Here is a 14,893-nt window from a genome sequence, read left to right as displayed (position 1 = left end):
CATAGCAGCCTCAGGGAGAAATGCATGGAGTTCACCGCCGTTCCTGCCGTCCAGTTTAGCGGCGCGCAGTTGACTACGATTTTGAATGACTGCTTTGCCGATTATCTGGTGCCGGTGTCGATGTCGGTAGATCTGTTTGTACAGCGCTTTAGCGCCGAAGGGTTAAACCTGTTGCAGTCTAAAGTGTGGCTGGCAGGAGATGAACCGGCCGCTATCGGGCTCATCGCCCGCCGCGGGCGCGATGCGCGGCTGGCGGCTTTTGCTATTCATCCCGGCTTTCGCGGCAAAGGACGAGGGCGACAATTGATGGCTTCGCTTATCGCCGATTTACGCGCTCAGGGCGTACAGCGAATGTGGCTGGAAGTGATCCGCGATAATCACCGGGCGGTGGCGCTGTATCAGTCATTGGGTTTTACCGTGCGTCACGGGCTGTGCGGCTATCTCAGCTCGGTGCAAGCGGACCCGCGTGAGTCCACCCTGGAGGATTACGATTTGCTGAGCCTGCTGCGTCATGCAAGCCTGGAGCAGGAAGGGCAACTGCCGTGGCTGCTGGATCCGCTGACCTTTATTACCTTGCCCTGTCGGGCGTTGACGCTGCAGCAGCAGGCCTTCGCCGTGCTGGCAACCACCGCCAGCAAGCCCCAGCTACAGTTTTTATGGCTGACGCCGGCGGCGCGCGGACGCGGGCTGGGGCGAGAAATGCTGCTCGCGCTGGCTCAACAGTTTCCTGGACTAAGCACTTCGGTGACCATCCCGGAAACCTTCACGCCGCTGTTTAAATCGGCGGGCTATGCGCCGCTGGCGCTGCAGCAGTACGAGATGTGCCTGCCGTTGAACTAGCCCGGCGGCGGAGCCGGGCTACGGGTATTAGCCTTCGCGGCTGACGATTTTAATATCCACCATGCCAATGCCTAACTGGCGCGGCGCGTGACCGACAATGTTGCCTTCGTTGGTGGACTGCGGTTCCGGCGGAGTGATAGTTAAGGTGTTGCTGCGCGCCGGATTGTCGAAATGCAGCGTTGTGGTGGTCACTTCATTGGCTAAAGTAAGTACTTGCTCACTTTTCCCGACGCGTACCGGTATCGGCTGGTTGGCGTTCGGGCCGAAGGCTTTGGCGGTGATCACCAGGTCGAATTTTTCCGGCAGTGGCTCTTTGTACTCAATCTTCACTTCGTCTCCGAGCTGGGCGTTGGACCAGCGTCCCCATAGCTCAGGTCGCGAGATGCCGCTGAACTGTTTAACTTCTTCCGGCGCGCCGGCGACGTTAAACACGAAACTGTCGGCTTTGTAGCGAATATCGTTATCGACAATTTTCAACGTATCGACGTTGCCTTTATAGCGCTCCATATCGATGACGGTATCTTTGAAGGCGGTTTTGCCCTGCCACTGCGGCTTATCGACATGCTGTACTTTTTGTTCGCCGCCCAGTTGACCCTGAGAGACGCACCAGTCGGTGGACAGCGCCAGTTCCGGCCGCCACAGTTGGCCCATCTTGTAGCAGCGGTCGACCCATACGAAGTTGTCGCGCGGGGCGAAGTCCGCCAGCTGAAAGCGCAGCGGCGCCGAGTATTCGCTTTCCGGAATCGGCTCGACGCGCTGATCCGAGACCCGCAGCAGCAGCGGCAGACGGAAGTGGCTACCGGAGAATGCGATCATGTTCTTCTGCGAGTCGATACTGAAGCTCTTAATCTCCTTCGGGAAATTCCACAGACGAATGACATCTGGCTTCCAGGCCAGCACTTTCTCTTTCATATTCATGAAAATGGTTGAAAGCGATTCGGCGGAAAGGCTGCTGCGGCCGAGGCCGATATAGTTATCGCCGCCGAGAATATCCAGCACCGTTGCGCCGTTATCCATGGTATTACGCTTCACGGCCAGCACATCCTGTTGAGGCTGGTCGCCGCGCAGGATAAAGAACAGATTGCTGCGATCCTGTTTGTTCAGATAATCCCAGGCGCTGTTTTTCATCGCCAGATGATCGGACGAGACCACGATGACCGTATTTTTGAAGTACGGCGAGGCCTTAATCTTTTCAATCAGCGCGGCGATGTGCTCCTGGCTACAGGCCACGGCGCTGAAGGAGAGGTTCTTTTTGCCATCCATGTCATAGCGTTTGCGCTCGCAGGTGCGCGAGATAAAGCCGTCAGGGTGGTGGGTATCGACGGTGAGGGCGAACAGCGAGAAGCGTTTGCCGGATTGGGAGAGCTCTTCGAACTTTTTCCACGTTTCGTCGAGCACGGTGTCGTCGTAGAAGCCCCAGTCGTTGCGGTAGGAGGGGTCGGCCACCGTTGTTTTCAGCTCTTCCGCGCCGAACAAGTGATCGAAACCGTGAGATTTGAGGAAAACGTCTTTACCGGCAAAACGCAGGTTGGCGCCCTGCACAAAGTAGTTTTCGTAACCGGAGTTTTTCAGGATATCGCCAAGGCAGATATTTTGCGGGAAGAAGCTGGATACCGCCGCGGAAGCGTTGCCTTCGAACGGCGCGAACAGCGGAATACCGCACTGGGAAGCGACCATACCGGCGATGGTGTAATCGGTGCCGGGAAGCTGCGCGGTGTTGCTGAAATCCAGCCCTTCGCTTTTGATTTTACCCAGTTCCGGCGTCAGCTCCGGGAAAGCCTCGTTATTGAAGTAGGTGCGTTCCAGGCTCTCGCCGTAGATATAGACCAGATTCAGATGCGGATTGTTGATGCTTTTCGACGGCTCTTTGTAGTAAGCCGTGAAGTCCGGATCGCCGTCGCGGGACTGCGATTTCACGAGTTCGGTGATTTGGCGGAACGCCGGGCTGGCGTCGACGGAGGCCAGCGCCAGTACCAGCGCAATCAGGCTGTAGCCAAAGTGATGCGGATGATGGCGGCGACGGCGTAATATCCAGCCGAGAGCGCCAAATACGGCGACCAGCGCCAGCACCAGACCGATACCTGGCAGAATATATTTACTGACGCCCGCGCCGGTCAGGCTATTGGTCAGGGTATAAAGTACCGCGTCGTTAATACCGTCGCCGGTGAAGTAGTCGCTGGCGTAGAGGGTGATATTGAGCACAACAAACAGCCCCAGCACCGCAAGAGTGGCAGAAAACCACCAAGTATTGCGACCGGCTTTCCAGGCATAGATCACCACCGAGGCAAGAAACAAGGCGATGGATAACAACTCTGACACAGCTAACCCTCATGTGCGCCAGCGGCGGGCTGGCCGGATAGATCGATTTTCACGCTACACTGTAATGGCAGCGTCTTTCTGCTGCAATTGTAGTGTCATGAAAGTGTGCTGTGATTCAGAATTGGTTTAGAAAGCGTCTTTTTTGTACGATGTCTCATCCTGTCATAGCGCGGAAAACAGGAGCAGAAAAGTAAAAATAGCGATTGCGGCCGCGCTGGCAACGCTAAAGCGCCAAACGCGGCATCGGCGGGGAAATTTAAGACAGGAAATTAACGCCCTGTTTCAGCACCAGGTCACAGGCCTTGGTCTTCACTTTTTCAGCCAGCGGGCTGCTGCCGAGGGTGTTGAGATTCAACTGCTGGCCGTTATTGCTGCTCAGCAATCCCTGTAGCCCTTCCAGATAACCGGTATCTTGTTTCTGTTTCTCCGGCGTGCTCAGGCCAAGCTTATCCAGTACCTGGTTTTTCACGTTGTCGGCGTTGGTGACCGAGGTCAGTTTTTTTTGCGCGCAGTAAGAGAGAACGCCGGCGGCATTGTTCATGCTGCTGGAGGTGAGCGCCTGGTTGCCGCCGTTGAGCAGGCTGGTTAAGGACGACATCGACATACCGCCGCCGCTCTGTTGGGAACTGCTGCTGCTGAGCTGGCTGGCGGCGCTATTGAGTGAGTCCTGCCAGGAGGCGGCGTAGGTGGGGGCCGCCATCAACGCGCCGGCTGCGATAGCGGCGCAAAAAGCTGTCTGCAAAGATTTCATAAACGTACTCTTCGTCGTTACTTAAGAATCTCTTCAGTATAACGCCGCTTGAGCTCGGAAATCTCTCAATACTCTTTACCGGTAACGCGATCGCGGTAGCTATCCCAGGTGAAGTTCACCCACAGGCTATTGCCGAGGCGCATGCGATCCATGACGCGTTCGCCGAGCAGTTTGTTCATTTCGTCCATCGTACTGTTGGTCAGCATGCCGGTTGGGCGTTTCGAGGAGGAGCGACGATCGACAATCTGGTTGATTATCACTTTCTCGTAGCGCGATTCCGTTTGCATACCGATTTCGTCGATAACCAGCAGATCGACCCGGCTCAGGTCGCTTAGCAGTTGCTCTTCGCTGGTTTCCCGATTACCGAAGGTATCTTTCATTGCCGACATAATATCGGCGACGGTGATGATTAATACCGATTTACCGCGCAGCAGCAGCTCGTTGCAGATAGCGGCGGCAAGATGATTTTTACCGGTGCCCGGCTTGCCGGAGAAAATAAAGCTCGCGATGTTGCCGTCAAACTCTTCAACGTACTGACGAGCGCGGGACAAGGCGATCATCTGCCCGTCGTTTTCGACGCGGTAATTATCGAATGAACAATTTTGATGTAAGGGGCGGATCCCGGAGCGGTTAAAGGTGCGTTGCATTTTCATCGCCCGGTTTTCCCGCTCCAGCGCCTCCGAACGCAGCTTGCCTTGTTCTTTTTGCCAGGCCAACAGCTCTTCGCCGGTTTTAAACGCCGGTTGCACGTGGGCTGGCATCATTTTTTGCAGGCGCTTCATAAGATCGCCAACGTTTTTCATGCTCATCCTCGGAAACCTCGCGGGATCTGGTTATCGGGTTCGCTAATGGTGTTTACGTCGCGCTTCGGCTGCCCGCCGTTGCTGGCGCGGCCAATTTGCACGCTACGCGCCAGCTTTTGCTGCCACTGCACGTGGTGGAAAACTTTGCCTTCCGCTTGCCAGTAGGCGACGAAGGCGGCCAGTTCTTCCGGGGTGACCGGCTGCGTCAGGGCGATGCCCCATAACGCCGCCAGACGTTGAAAATCGGCATCCGGCTGCCAGCCGGCATACATGGCGAATTTACCCATCGGCACGGCGACGGGCGCGGCGCTCGGCTCGTCAAAGAACTGCGCATCCAGCGCGATATCGCTGGTGGGGCGCGCCAGTTTCGCTTCCAGCTCCAGCAACTGCGCCAGGCGCTCCGGCGTCAGCGCGTAAAACGCCGGGGCGTTATTGGCAAACACGGCGACGGCGCCGCTGGCTGATTTTTGCAGCCTGGCCGCGTGGTTCTCGACGAAATCGTCAAGACCGCAAAAGTCGGTGGTTAAAATTCGTGAAGACATAACGCTATCTCAACTCTGAACAGCAAAGAGTGGGGGAATTGCTGACATAGTAGCATAGTGCGAGGCCAGGAAGCAGCGCTGCCGGTTACACGCGCGGGCGTTTGCGGTACAGCCACAGCCCAGGGATAGAAAGCCCGATAGAGAGCGCCCCGACGATGGAGGAGGCTTTTAAAAAATTGCTCAGCAGCATAATCATCATCTCCTCGGAATAACCAAAATGGCTAATTTTGACGGCCGAGATCATCGCCGTATAGGCCGAAATACCCGGAAACATTGGGATCACCGCGGCGACGGTAAATATCTTCGGATGCGCCAGATACCAGCGCGACCACTGAATGCCGATACTGCCGACCAGTAACGCGGCGAGAAAGGTGGCCCATTCAATGTTGAAGCCTGCGCTCATCATTACCATCCGCGAGCCGTGGCCGATAGCGCCCAGTAATGCGCACCAGCGCAGCGCGCGCTGTGGGACGTTGAACACCATCGCAAAGCCGACAGCAGGGATGGCCGCCAGCGCCATATCCTGCGCCAGGTCGAAAAGAAAAGAGATTATGCCCATCCGCGTAGCCCCCACACGGTCATTGCCATCACCACCCCGATACAGGTCGCCAGCGTCAGCAGGCTGGCGATCGCCCAGCGGGCCAGCCCGGTATTGATATGGCCCTTGAACATATCGGCGACGGCGTTAATTAACGGAAAGCCGGGAACCAGCAACAGCACGCTGGCGGCCATGGCGATAGTCGGCGTGTCGCTAAATGCCGGCAGGCGCAGCATCAGCCCGGAAATCGTGGTGGCGACGAAGGCGGTAATGCAGAAATTAATCTGCGGATGCATGGAGCGATGGGTCAGCAACTGGCGAATATACATGGCGACGGTGCTGGCAAAGAAGGTGACCACCGCGCCATCCCAACCGCCGTTGTTCAATTTACAAAAGCAGGCGCAGGAAAGGCCAACCATCAACACCAGCAGCCAACGCGGGTAGCGTAGGGGTTTAATTTGCGCGAAGCGCTTCTCGACGTCTTTATAATCCAGCAGCTTATGTTCGGCCATGATCACGATATGCTGTACCTCCGTCACCACGTGCATGTTAATTCCGCGATCGCTGTTTTTGCGCGTGGACGTCAGGCATTCACCATCTTTAATCGTCGTTAGCACAATCGCGTTAGAAGAGATGGCGCTCTCAACGCTATCCATGCCTAATGCCCGCCCAAGGCGGGTAGAAAGCTCTTCCACCAGCGCGCTTTCCGCGCCGTGCTGGAGTAAATAAAGGGCACACTGAATACACAGCCGGGTGATGGCGCGCTGTTCTGATTTATCTACCTGCATAAGTACCTGCTGTCCGCGTCTCTATTGATACTTTTACCTGAACTCCACCCCGTTGTGCGGCGTGCGGGATCAAACAATGTGCAAAAATTGCTCCATCAATGGCGTTGGCTGAAATTTGAACCGCGCCACACTTTCGTCACTTCGTTGGAAAGTGCAATTTTTACCGCCATTCATCCCTTCTTTTTCCCGTTTGAGTTATCAAAAATGCATCTGTGAACTTTTAATAAACAAAAAACAAACAAATAATTAACTTTCGAGAGCGAGTACCCTATGAGAACACAGGTTGCCATTATTGGCGCGGGCCCGTCGGGGCTGCTGTTGGGCCAACTGCTGCATAACGCTGGTATTCATACCGTTATCCTTGAGCGTCAGAGTGCGGAATATGTGCTGGGGCGCATCCGCGCCGGGATACTGGAAAATGGTACCGTCGAGCTACTGCGCGAAGCAGGGGTGGCAAAGCGAATGGACGCGGAAGGGCTGGTTCATCATGGCGTAGAGTTTTTATTTGAAGGCCAACGAGTGCCGGTACCGCTCAGCGAGTTGACCGGCGGTAAAAGCGTGATGGTCTATGGTCAGACCGAAGTTACCCGTGACCTGATGGCGGCAAGACGCGACAGCGGCGCGCCGATTATTTATGGCGTTAGCGAGGTTGCACTCGAAGATGTTAAAAGCGATCGGCCGGCAGTCTCATACGTAAGCGGCGGCGAAAAATGTCGCCTGGAGTGCGATTTTATTGCAGGTTGCGATGGCTTCCACGGCGTTTCGCGGCAAAGCATTCCACGTGACATTCTCAAAGAGTATGAAAGCGTGTGGCCGTTTGGTTGGTTAGGTTTGCTGGCGGATACGCCGCCGGTGAATCCGGAACTGATTTACGCCCATCATGAACGCGGATTTGTATTGTGTAGTCAGCGCTCACTCACCCGCAGCCGCTATTACCTGCAGGTACCGCTAAGCGATAGCGTCTCGGCGTGGTCTGATGAACGCTTCTGGGATGAGCTAAAACGCCGTCTGCCGGAGGATCTGGCAAATAAGTTAGTGACTGGTCACTCACTTGAGAAAAGTATTGCGCCGCTGCGCAGTTACGTCGTTGAGCCGATGCAGTACGGCAGACTGTTTCTGGTCGGCGATGCCGCGCATATCGTGCCGCCAACCGGCGCAAAGGGGCTGAATCTGGCGGCGTCGGATGTCAATTATTTATGGCGGATCCTGCGCGAATATTATCACCATGGCCGCGAGGACCTGATCGCCAGCTATTCACGCTTTGCTCTCGATCGCGTGTGGAAAGGAGAAAGATTCAGCTGGTTTATGACTCGCCTGTTGCACGACTTTCCTGAACAGAATGAATTCGATAAAAAAATGCAGGCCGCCGACCGCCGCTACTATCTGGGTTCTCGCGCTGGGCTAACGACCATTGCCGAAAACTATGTGGGGTTGCCGATGGAGCGCGTCACGTAACGACAAACGAAAACTGGAGAGACCATGTTAACCGCGAACACGATTCCCGTTTTTACCTTGTATGGCGAAGAGCGCGGTTGGCCGACGCCGGATCTGCTGCATTGCGAATCCATTTTGCAGCGCAGCAGCCTTTATGAGTGGCATATCCGCGTACATCAACATGCCGAAATGGTACAGCTGTTATATCTGCATAAGGGGCGTGCTGAAATTGAAATTGAAGGCGTCACCAGGGTGATGACCGAAGCCTGTATTCAGGTCGTGCCGGCATTATGCATCCACGGCTTTCGTTTCTCGCCCGGTACCCAAGGGTTTGTCCTGTCGCTGTCGCAGCCGTTGCTGAGCCGCTTTGAAAACCAGTTTGGGCGTACGCTTGATGTGCTATCGCAGCCGCAGTGCGTGGCGGTGAAACGCTCCCGCGGCCATATTCGTTCACTGTTTACCGCCTTGCGTGAAGAGTATTGCGAGGAGCATGATGCGCGCGAAATGATGCTGCATTCGCTGCTGGGAGCACTATTGGTATGGTTAAATCGCCAGTGCCAGCCGACACCAATGACAGAGGACAAAGCAGAGCGTAAGCGCAGCGTCATGCGGCATTTTTCACGTCTGATTGAAAGCCACTATCGGGAACATCTGCCGCTGGCTGAATATGCAAGGCTAGTGGGGCTCTCCACAACGCATTTAAATTATTTGTGTCGTGAATTTCATGGCTGCAGCGCATTAGGCGTATTACATCAACGTTTAATGTTAGAAGCACGGCGTAACCTACAATATACCAGCATGACTATCACCCAACTTTCTGATTATTTAGGATTTACTGATGCTGCTTATTTTTCGAGATTCTTTAGGCGCTATAACGGGATCTCACCGAAAGCATTTAGGAAAGAAATTAAATAAGTTATTTATTTAATTTTAAAGGTAATTTTACTAATGAGGGTTTTAATTTTTTCTAATTTATTGATGACATCATTTTGTGTTAGGGTAAATCGCTGGTGAGAGTAATGCTAATATATCTCTCATGGTTATGGAATGAAGTTCAGGGCATACGTCATGCCCGCCAGGGACGATAAAGATTCAATTGGCAAATAATATTATTGTAGCCATTAATCCATTACTTATTTGGGTTTGAATCTTTGACAGGAGGTGGAGGTTTTATGTTGCCAGGACAAGGTAAGTTTGGCGTCATCATTAGTAGAATACCGGTTATGCAATCGGGTTTGAACGCTATTTTAAGGGAGCATCTCCCTGATTACGATTTGAGTTTCTGTGCTTCACAGGATGAACTCACGCTACTTCAGCTTCGGCGCGCCGTGCTGGTCCTCGTCGACCTCTCCGGTCACATTGAACACCCGCGAGATATTTGTGAGCATTATTATTCATTAATGAATCAATACCGGGACATTCACTGGATCTTTATGGTTGGTCACTCCTGCTTTCCACTGGCAGTTGAGTTTTTGATGCGGCCGGAAAGCTCTCTGATTTCTGATAGCGAGCCGGTTAAACGTTTCATCGAGGTCATCCGTGCTGGTAAAGCTTCTGCCGAAAGAATTAGTCAGACACTTTTTTCACCCGAGATGGACAACTTAGGTGATGATGCTAGTGATACGGTCATCTTAACCTTTTCAGAGCGTAAAGTTTTGCGGCTACTGGCAAAAGGGTGGGGAATTAACCAAATTGCTGCCTTGCTGAAAAAAAGCAATAAAACGATAAGCGCGCAGAAAAATAGCGCCATGCGCCGACTGTCGTTACGCAGTAATGCAGAAATGTATGCCTGGATCAATAGCGCTCAAGGAATGAAGGAACTGAATCTGTATTCAGCCTATGGAGATAACACGGAATGGAAAAAAATCTCACAACACGATGTGTCGCTATCGTAGAAAAATGCGCAATGACTGAAATGGCGCTTCGTTATATTTTAGATAACGAAGCAGGTAAAAAATATAGCATTCATTTTTATAAAAATACTCAGGCCTTAAAGCGTGAATTCGCTTCCAAAAACTTTATCGCCGTTATCTTTTCCCTTTCCGGTAGTCGACGTATTCGTCTGGAAAGCCTGCTTTTTTTACATGAAATAGCGCAAACACGCCCCGAAATACAGCGAATTGTACTGGCGGATAATACTGCGGAAATGCGTCTGATCAGTCATCTGACACCTTCAAGCCCGCAAACTATTTTGAATAAATCATCTTGTCTTACTCGTTTGCAGGAGCGTTTACTGCAGCTGATCGAGCAGGCGCCGCTGGATAAAGAAAGCATTCTGGAGCGTAGCAATAGCTCCTGCGGGCAAATTCTTAGCCCGACGGAGCATACGATACTTCGTTATATGACCTATGGTTATTCGTTGCCCGAAATCGCTACCCAGCTTGATAGAAATATCAAAACTATTCGCGCACATAAATTTAACGCGATGACCAAACTGGGCGTTAACTCTGATATTGGCCTGCTCAGCGCGGCGGACATTCTGCTGTGTCTGCCGGCGAATAACGACGATGGGCAGGGAATGTGCCTGGCGCAATAATTGGCAATTTACAGACAGACGTCAACCCAGTCGGCTTCTGTCAGTTGTGCCATGCGCTCAGGCGAAATTCGTACCGCGCTATGAATGGCACCTGCTGCCGGTAGAACTTCGGCATACTGCTTGAGTGAAACATCACAATAGACCGGCAGAGGGTTTTCCAGGCCAAACGGACAGACGCCGCCGACGGGGTGGCCGGTTAGCGTAACAACTTCATCACTGCTGAGCATCCGCGCTTTTGCGCCGAAGGCGTCTTTCAGCTTCTTGTTATCAAGGCGAGCATCGCCTTTAGCGACGATCAATATAACCCGATCTTTTACCTTTAAAGATAAAGTCTTAGCGATTTGCCCCGGCTCGACACGATGCGCGGCGGCGGCAAGCGCAACGGTCGCCGTACTTTGATTCAACTCGATGATTTCAATATCGGGGGCATGTTCAGCAAAAAACTGCCTCACGGACTGCAGACTCATGGGGTTCTCCTGGTAGTTATCCGCTTAAATCTGTCACAAGGCCGGAAATCTGTAAATATTGTCGATGGATAATCAGGAATTATTCCGATTTCTGGATCTTCTTCACAATCGCCGCAACCGGTTACTGTAACCGGTTGCAGGATCGCGCTCGTCGATGAATACTGACAGGGTAACTCCCTGTTCCAAAGATAACTAACAGCCGCGCATGAGATGTTCCTGCTGACAATATGGCGACCTGACATCCCGGTCAGCCACAGTCCGTAGGCAGTTAATTTCAGCATAGCGGCAAGATTACCGTTGTTGGGCCTGTTTCGATAGCCTGTCAGGAGGGCTGCTATGTCTGCAAACCATGCTGCGTTTAATCTGATATTTCGCTTTGTAGAGAACTATATAAGTCCCGTTGCCGGGCGCATTTCTTCGCAGCGCCACGTCATGGCTATTCGTGACGGATTTATCTCGGCCATGCCGTTTATGATCGTAGGTTCCTTTCTCTTAGTCTTCGCTTATCCGCCTTTTTCACCGGATACCACCTGGGGCTTCGCCCGTGCCTGGTTGGATTTAGCCAAAGAGTTCGAAGGACGCATTCTGACGCCTTTTGATATGACCATGGGCATCATGTCCATTTATATCTGCGCGGCGATTTCCTACAACCTGGGCAAACATTATGAAAAGGCGCACCAGCTCGATCCTTTCATGTGCGCCATGCTGTCGATCATGGCGTTCCTGCTGATCGCTGCGCCAAAAACCAATGGTAATCTGCCGGTTGATAGTTTGGGAGGCACCGGGATCTTTACCGCGATCCTGGTGGCGATTTACTGTGTAGAGATGATGCGTTTCTTAAAGGCGCACAACATCGGGATCCGTCTGCCGGATCAGGTGCCGCCGATGATCAAAAACTCATTTGATCTGTTGATCCCAGTTCTGGTGGTGGTACTGACGCTTTATCCGCTGAGCTTGTTTATCCAACATCATTTCGACATGCTGATCCCGCAGGCAATCATGGCTATCTTTAAGCCATTGGTCTCTGCCGCAGATTCATTACCGGCTATTTTACTGGCGGTTTTGATTGGCCACCTGCTATGGTTTGCCGGGATTCACGGGGCGGCGATAGTCTCCGGTATGCTGCAGATGTTCTGGCTCACTAATCTGGGGATGAACCAGCAAGCACTGGCGCAGGGCGCACCGCTGCCGCATATTTTTATGGAAGCGTTCTGGACGTTCTTTATTGTCGTTGGCGGTTCCGGCGCCACGATGGGGCTGGTGTTCTGTTATTTGCGCAGTCGTTCTGCGCATTTGCGCTCGATCGGCCGTTTAAGCGTGGTGCCAAGCCTGTTTAACATTAACGAACCGGTTATCTTCGGCACGCCCATCGTCATGAACCCGGTATTCTTTATTCCGTTCCTGTTGGCGCCGATGGTTAACGCAGTCATTGCCTGGGCGGCCATGAAGTTGGATCTGATCGGCCGTGTTATCTCCGTTGTGCCGTGGACGGCGCCAGCGCCGATTGGCGGCGCATGGGCTTTGGGATGGGATTTCCGTGCGGCGATCCTGGTCGTTATTCTCGCTTGCGTGTCGGCTATCATCTACTTCCCGTTTTTTAAGGTGTACGAAAAGCAGCTGCTGGCGCAGGAAGCTGAAGAGGCGCAGCGCGCGGCGCAGGAGAACGAGCAGACCGCGTAAAATAACAACGGGCGGCATATTGCCGCCCGTCAGATGATTACTTTAACGTGCAGTCGCCGCATTGCTGAACGTCCGGCAGGCGATAACGCTGACAGCAAGTTCGGCGTACCAGTAGACCTTCACGCAAGACCACCGTTCGCCACAGCGGGTTATCCTCGCCACTGGTCTGCTGCTTTGCAAAAAAACAGTGTTGACGTAACGCGTTCACCCGCTCGTCGCCAAGCAGATTTTTCATTTCACCGAGATACCAGTTAATCAGATAGCCGGTATTGCTCCAGATAAGCTTACCGTTAATGTCGCCGGTCGCTTCCAGCGCTTCCACCACCGGTTTCAGCGCTTTATTGACCAACATATCCATACGCGCTTGTGCGGAAAGCGTCAACGCATCATGGTTGGCATGCACGTCAATCCAGAAGCAGGCCGCGCGTCCGCTTTCATGGAATTCAACGCGGAAATGCTCCGGTTCAAGGCTAATAGCCTGTTCTTCAGTGAGTAACGCCAGCATCAGCGGCGGCACCAGCAGGCCGATATACCACTGCGCCCACAGTGAAAGCAGGGGTTTTTGTTCGCGCGGCTGGCTGGGTTGGTGACGGTAAATATGGTCGGAATAGGTAGCCAGCAGCGAAGTAAGGGTAGTAGGTTGCGACCATTGCGCGAGGGTTAGGGCACGCGGCGGCGCTTCTTCATCCAGACGCAGGAAATCCAGCAGATGCGGGCGTACCGCCGCGATCTTTTCCCGTACCGCATTCGCCAATGCATGCTCGACGGGCGCAAGCGGCGCACGCCAGATGATTTCATCGCTGAAGGAGAAGGTACGGTAAGCCATCAGATTTCCAGATACAAATCTAAATGATAATGATTGCTGATACTAGTTGTTCGTTGCAGGGAGCGCAAGCGATTTGTCAGCGCCGCATATCCCTCGCGGCGGGCTGGAGGGGTTAGTTGACGAGAATGATATTACGCCCCTGGTTTTTGGCTTCATATAGCGCGCTATCGGCGCGTTTTATCGCACTATCGATATCGCCATTCACCAACGGAGTCATACCGATACTGATGGTGACATTGGTGGCGACGCTTTCATTAAAACGGTGTGCGATTTTTAAATCGTAAACCCGCTGGCGAATACGCTCTGCTGTCTGGAATGCGGTTTCCGCCGTGCTACTGGTCAGTACCACCATAAACTCTTCACCGCCAAAGCGAGCGACGATATCGCGTGAGCGCACGGAATTACGAATCGCCGCCGAGACCTGAATTAGCGCCTGGTCGCCCATCATATGGCCATAGTTATCGTTGTAGGCTTTGAAGTGATCAATATCCAACAGCAGGATGAAATGTTCGCGCGAATCCACTGTCAGGATGTTATCCAGCCGGTTTTGCAGGCCACGACGGTTATACAGGCCGGTCAATGGATCAAGCATACTGAGATCGTTCAGGGTGTTACGCTCTTGCAGCAGTTTATCCATTAGCCCTTGGGTAAAATTATCGCTGCGCTTTTGCATAATGTTCTGCAACGTAATTCCGGCAACCGGCAGGACAAAGCAGTAAAACATCCGCATCCATTGTTCTCCGCCAGCCAGCGCCAGACACACAATAAAAGTGGGTAGGGAATGTAGAGTAAAGGCAATGATATTGTTAGAAAAAGCGATAGTTCCAATAAACAGAATGCTTAATAAGGCGATAACCAGGAAGTTAAAATGCGGTGGCGGTAACAATGAGGCTTTTATTACGATGTGCCAGGCCCATAGCATGCCAAATAACAGAGAAATAACAGGAATATTTATTTTCTGTTGTGGGAATTTCCAATTCCATAACAAGAGGCCCAGGCTGGCCGCGCATATCAGCGCACACGGTAGCGTGACGGTGACAATGGTAAACAGCGGGCTGAGCAGCGACAGAGCGGCAGAAACACAATTAAGTAATAAAAAAAGTCGTAAGGAATACTGATATTTTTGCTCGTAATGAGCCCGCCAGGTTTGTGCAGTCATATTGGTACTATCATTATTAGTAGTTAAGTTTCAAGATGATGGCTGCCAAAGGGGAAAAATATAAAACAACACGTAATATAAGGCTATCTGCGCAAATGATCAGACAATTTAATATATAGATTTAATTTGCTTAATTTATCATCCCAATGAATGTATGTCATTACTCCTGAGTGCAAGAGTAATAAAAGTTAAACGGCTCGGCATGACAAA

The 14,893-nt window shown here is 52.6% G+C and carries 15 protein-coding genes; 6 read left to right on the top strand and 9 right to left on the bottom strand.

Features of this window, described 5'->3' with window-relative positions; genetic code table 11:
* Positions 1-24: 24 nt before the first annotated feature.
* On the top strand, positions 25-840 hold the full coding sequence (locus tag ABLV78_RS21850) for a GNAT family N-acetyltransferase (protein ID WP_047043882.1): 816 nt from the start codon (positions 25-27) through the stop codon (positions 838-840).
* A gap of 27 nt (positions 841-867) precedes the next feature.
* Here ABLV78_RS21850 and opgB read toward each other — a convergent pair whose 3' ends face one another.
* The 6 genes from opgB to ABLV78_RS21820 form a co-directional block, all read right to left on the bottom strand.
* On the bottom strand, positions 868-3,159 hold the full coding sequence (gene opgB, locus ABLV78_RS21845) for a phosphatidylglycerol--membrane-oligosaccharide glycerophosphotransferase (RefSeq protein ID WP_045395509.1): 2,292 nt from the start codon (positions 3,157-3,159) through the stop codon (positions 868-870).
* Between the two features lie 256 nt (positions 3,160-3,415).
* The gene (locus tag ABLV78_RS21840; RefSeq protein ID WP_047043886.1) at positions 3,416-3,910 is read right to left on the bottom strand and encodes a YjjA family protein; all 495 of its coding nucleotides are present in this window, start codon (positions 3,908-3,910) and stop codon (positions 3,416-3,418) included.
* A gap of 65 nt (positions 3,911-3,975) precedes the next feature.
* A complete protein-coding gene (gene dnaC / locus ABLV78_RS21835) occupies positions 3,976-4,713 on the bottom strand; it encodes a replicative helicase loader DnaC (RefSeq protein ID WP_026612409.1) in 738 nt (245 codons plus the stop codon).
* Positions 4,714-4,715: 2 nt separating this feature from the next.
* Positions 4,716-5,255, bottom strand: coding sequence for a primosomal protein DnaT (gene dnaT / locus ABLV78_RS21830; RefSeq protein WP_047043888.1), 540 nt, complete (start codon positions 5,253-5,255; stop codon positions 4,716-4,718).
* Positions 5,256-5,340: 85 nt separating this feature from the next.
* Complete coding sequence (locus tag ABLV78_RS21825; RefSeq protein ID WP_045395512.1) at positions 5,341-5,814, bottom strand: threonine/serine exporter; 474 nt, start codon at positions 5,812-5,814, stop codon at positions 5,341-5,343.
* Positions 5,805-6,581: a threonine/serine exporter family protein gene (locus ABLV78_RS21820; RefSeq protein WP_047043890.1), complete on the bottom strand. Its 777-nt coding sequence runs from the start codon at positions 6,579-6,581 to the stop codon at positions 5,805-5,807. The genes ABLV78_RS21825 and ABLV78_RS21820 overlap by 10 nt, the downstream gene beginning before the upstream one ends.
* A gap of 270 nt (positions 6,582-6,851) precedes the next feature.
* Between ABLV78_RS21820 and pobA the strand changes: the two genes are divergently transcribed.
* The 4 genes from pobA (at position 6,852) to bglJ (ending at position 10,551) form a co-directional block, all read left to right on the top strand.
* Entirely contained in the window at positions 6,852-8,036 is a 1,185-nt protein-coding gene (gene pobA / locus ABLV78_RS21815) for a 4-hydroxybenzoate 3-monooxygenase (RefSeq protein ID WP_045395516.1), read from the top strand.
* 24 nt (positions 8,037-8,060) lie between these two features.
* Complete coding sequence (locus tag ABLV78_RS21810) at positions 8,061-8,930, top strand: helix-turn-helix domain-containing protein (protein WP_047043892.1); 870 nt, start codon at positions 8,061-8,063, stop codon at positions 8,928-8,930.
* 257 nt (positions 8,931-9,187) lie between these two features.
* Positions 9,188-9,910, top strand: coding sequence for a helix-turn-helix domain-containing protein (locus ABLV78_RS21805; protein WP_047043894.1), 723 nt, complete (start codon positions 9,188-9,190; stop codon positions 9,908-9,910).
* The gene (gene bglJ / locus ABLV78_RS21800; RefSeq protein WP_045395522.1) at positions 9,871-10,551 is read left to right on the top strand and encodes a DNA-binding transcriptional activator BglJ; all 681 of its coding nucleotides are present in this window, start codon (positions 9,871-9,873) and stop codon (positions 10,549-10,551) included. Before ABLV78_RS21805 ends, bglJ begins: the two co-directional genes overlap by 40 nt.
* Positions 10,552-10,559: 8 nt before the next feature.
* Here bglJ and ABLV78_RS21795 read toward each other — a convergent pair whose 3' ends face one another.
* Positions 10,560-11,018, bottom strand: a complete 459-nt coding sequence (locus ABLV78_RS21795; protein ID WP_045395524.1) for a YbaK/EbsC family protein — start codon at positions 11,016-11,018, stop codon at positions 10,560-10,562.
* Between the two features lie 336 nt (positions 11,019-11,354).
* Here ABLV78_RS21795 and ABLV78_RS21790 point away from each other — a divergent pair, with 336 nt between their 5' ends.
* Positions 11,355-12,698: a PTS sugar transporter subunit IIC gene (locus ABLV78_RS21790; RefSeq protein WP_045395526.1), complete on the top strand. Its 1,344-nt coding sequence runs from the start codon at positions 11,355-11,357 to the stop codon at positions 12,696-12,698.
* A 37-nt stretch (positions 12,699-12,735) separates the two neighbouring features.
* On the opposite strand, the gene fhuF is transcribed toward ABLV78_RS21790, so the two are convergent.
* Both fhuF and ABLV78_RS21780 read right to left on the bottom strand, forming a co-directional pair.
* Positions 12,736-13,524 (bottom strand): siderophore-iron reductase FhuF, encoded by a 789-nt coding sequence (gene fhuF / locus ABLV78_RS21785; RefSeq protein WP_045395528.1) that lies wholly within the window; start codon positions 13,522-13,524, stop codon positions 12,736-12,738.
* A gap of 112 nt (positions 13,525-13,636) precedes the next feature.
* A complete protein-coding gene (locus ABLV78_RS21780; protein WP_045395530.1) occupies positions 13,637-14,683 on the bottom strand; it encodes a GGDEF domain-containing protein in 1,047 nt (348 codons plus the stop codon).
* Positions 14,684-14,893: the final 210 nt, after the last annotated feature.

The organism is Klebsiella sp. CN_Kp075 (assembly GCF_040065055.2).
In the GTDB taxonomy this organism is placed as follows: domain Bacteria; phylum Pseudomonadota; class Gammaproteobacteria; order Enterobacterales; family Enterobacteriaceae; genus Klebsiella; species Klebsiella aerogenes.
This window is presented reverse-complemented; position numbering and strand designations above follow the sequence as displayed.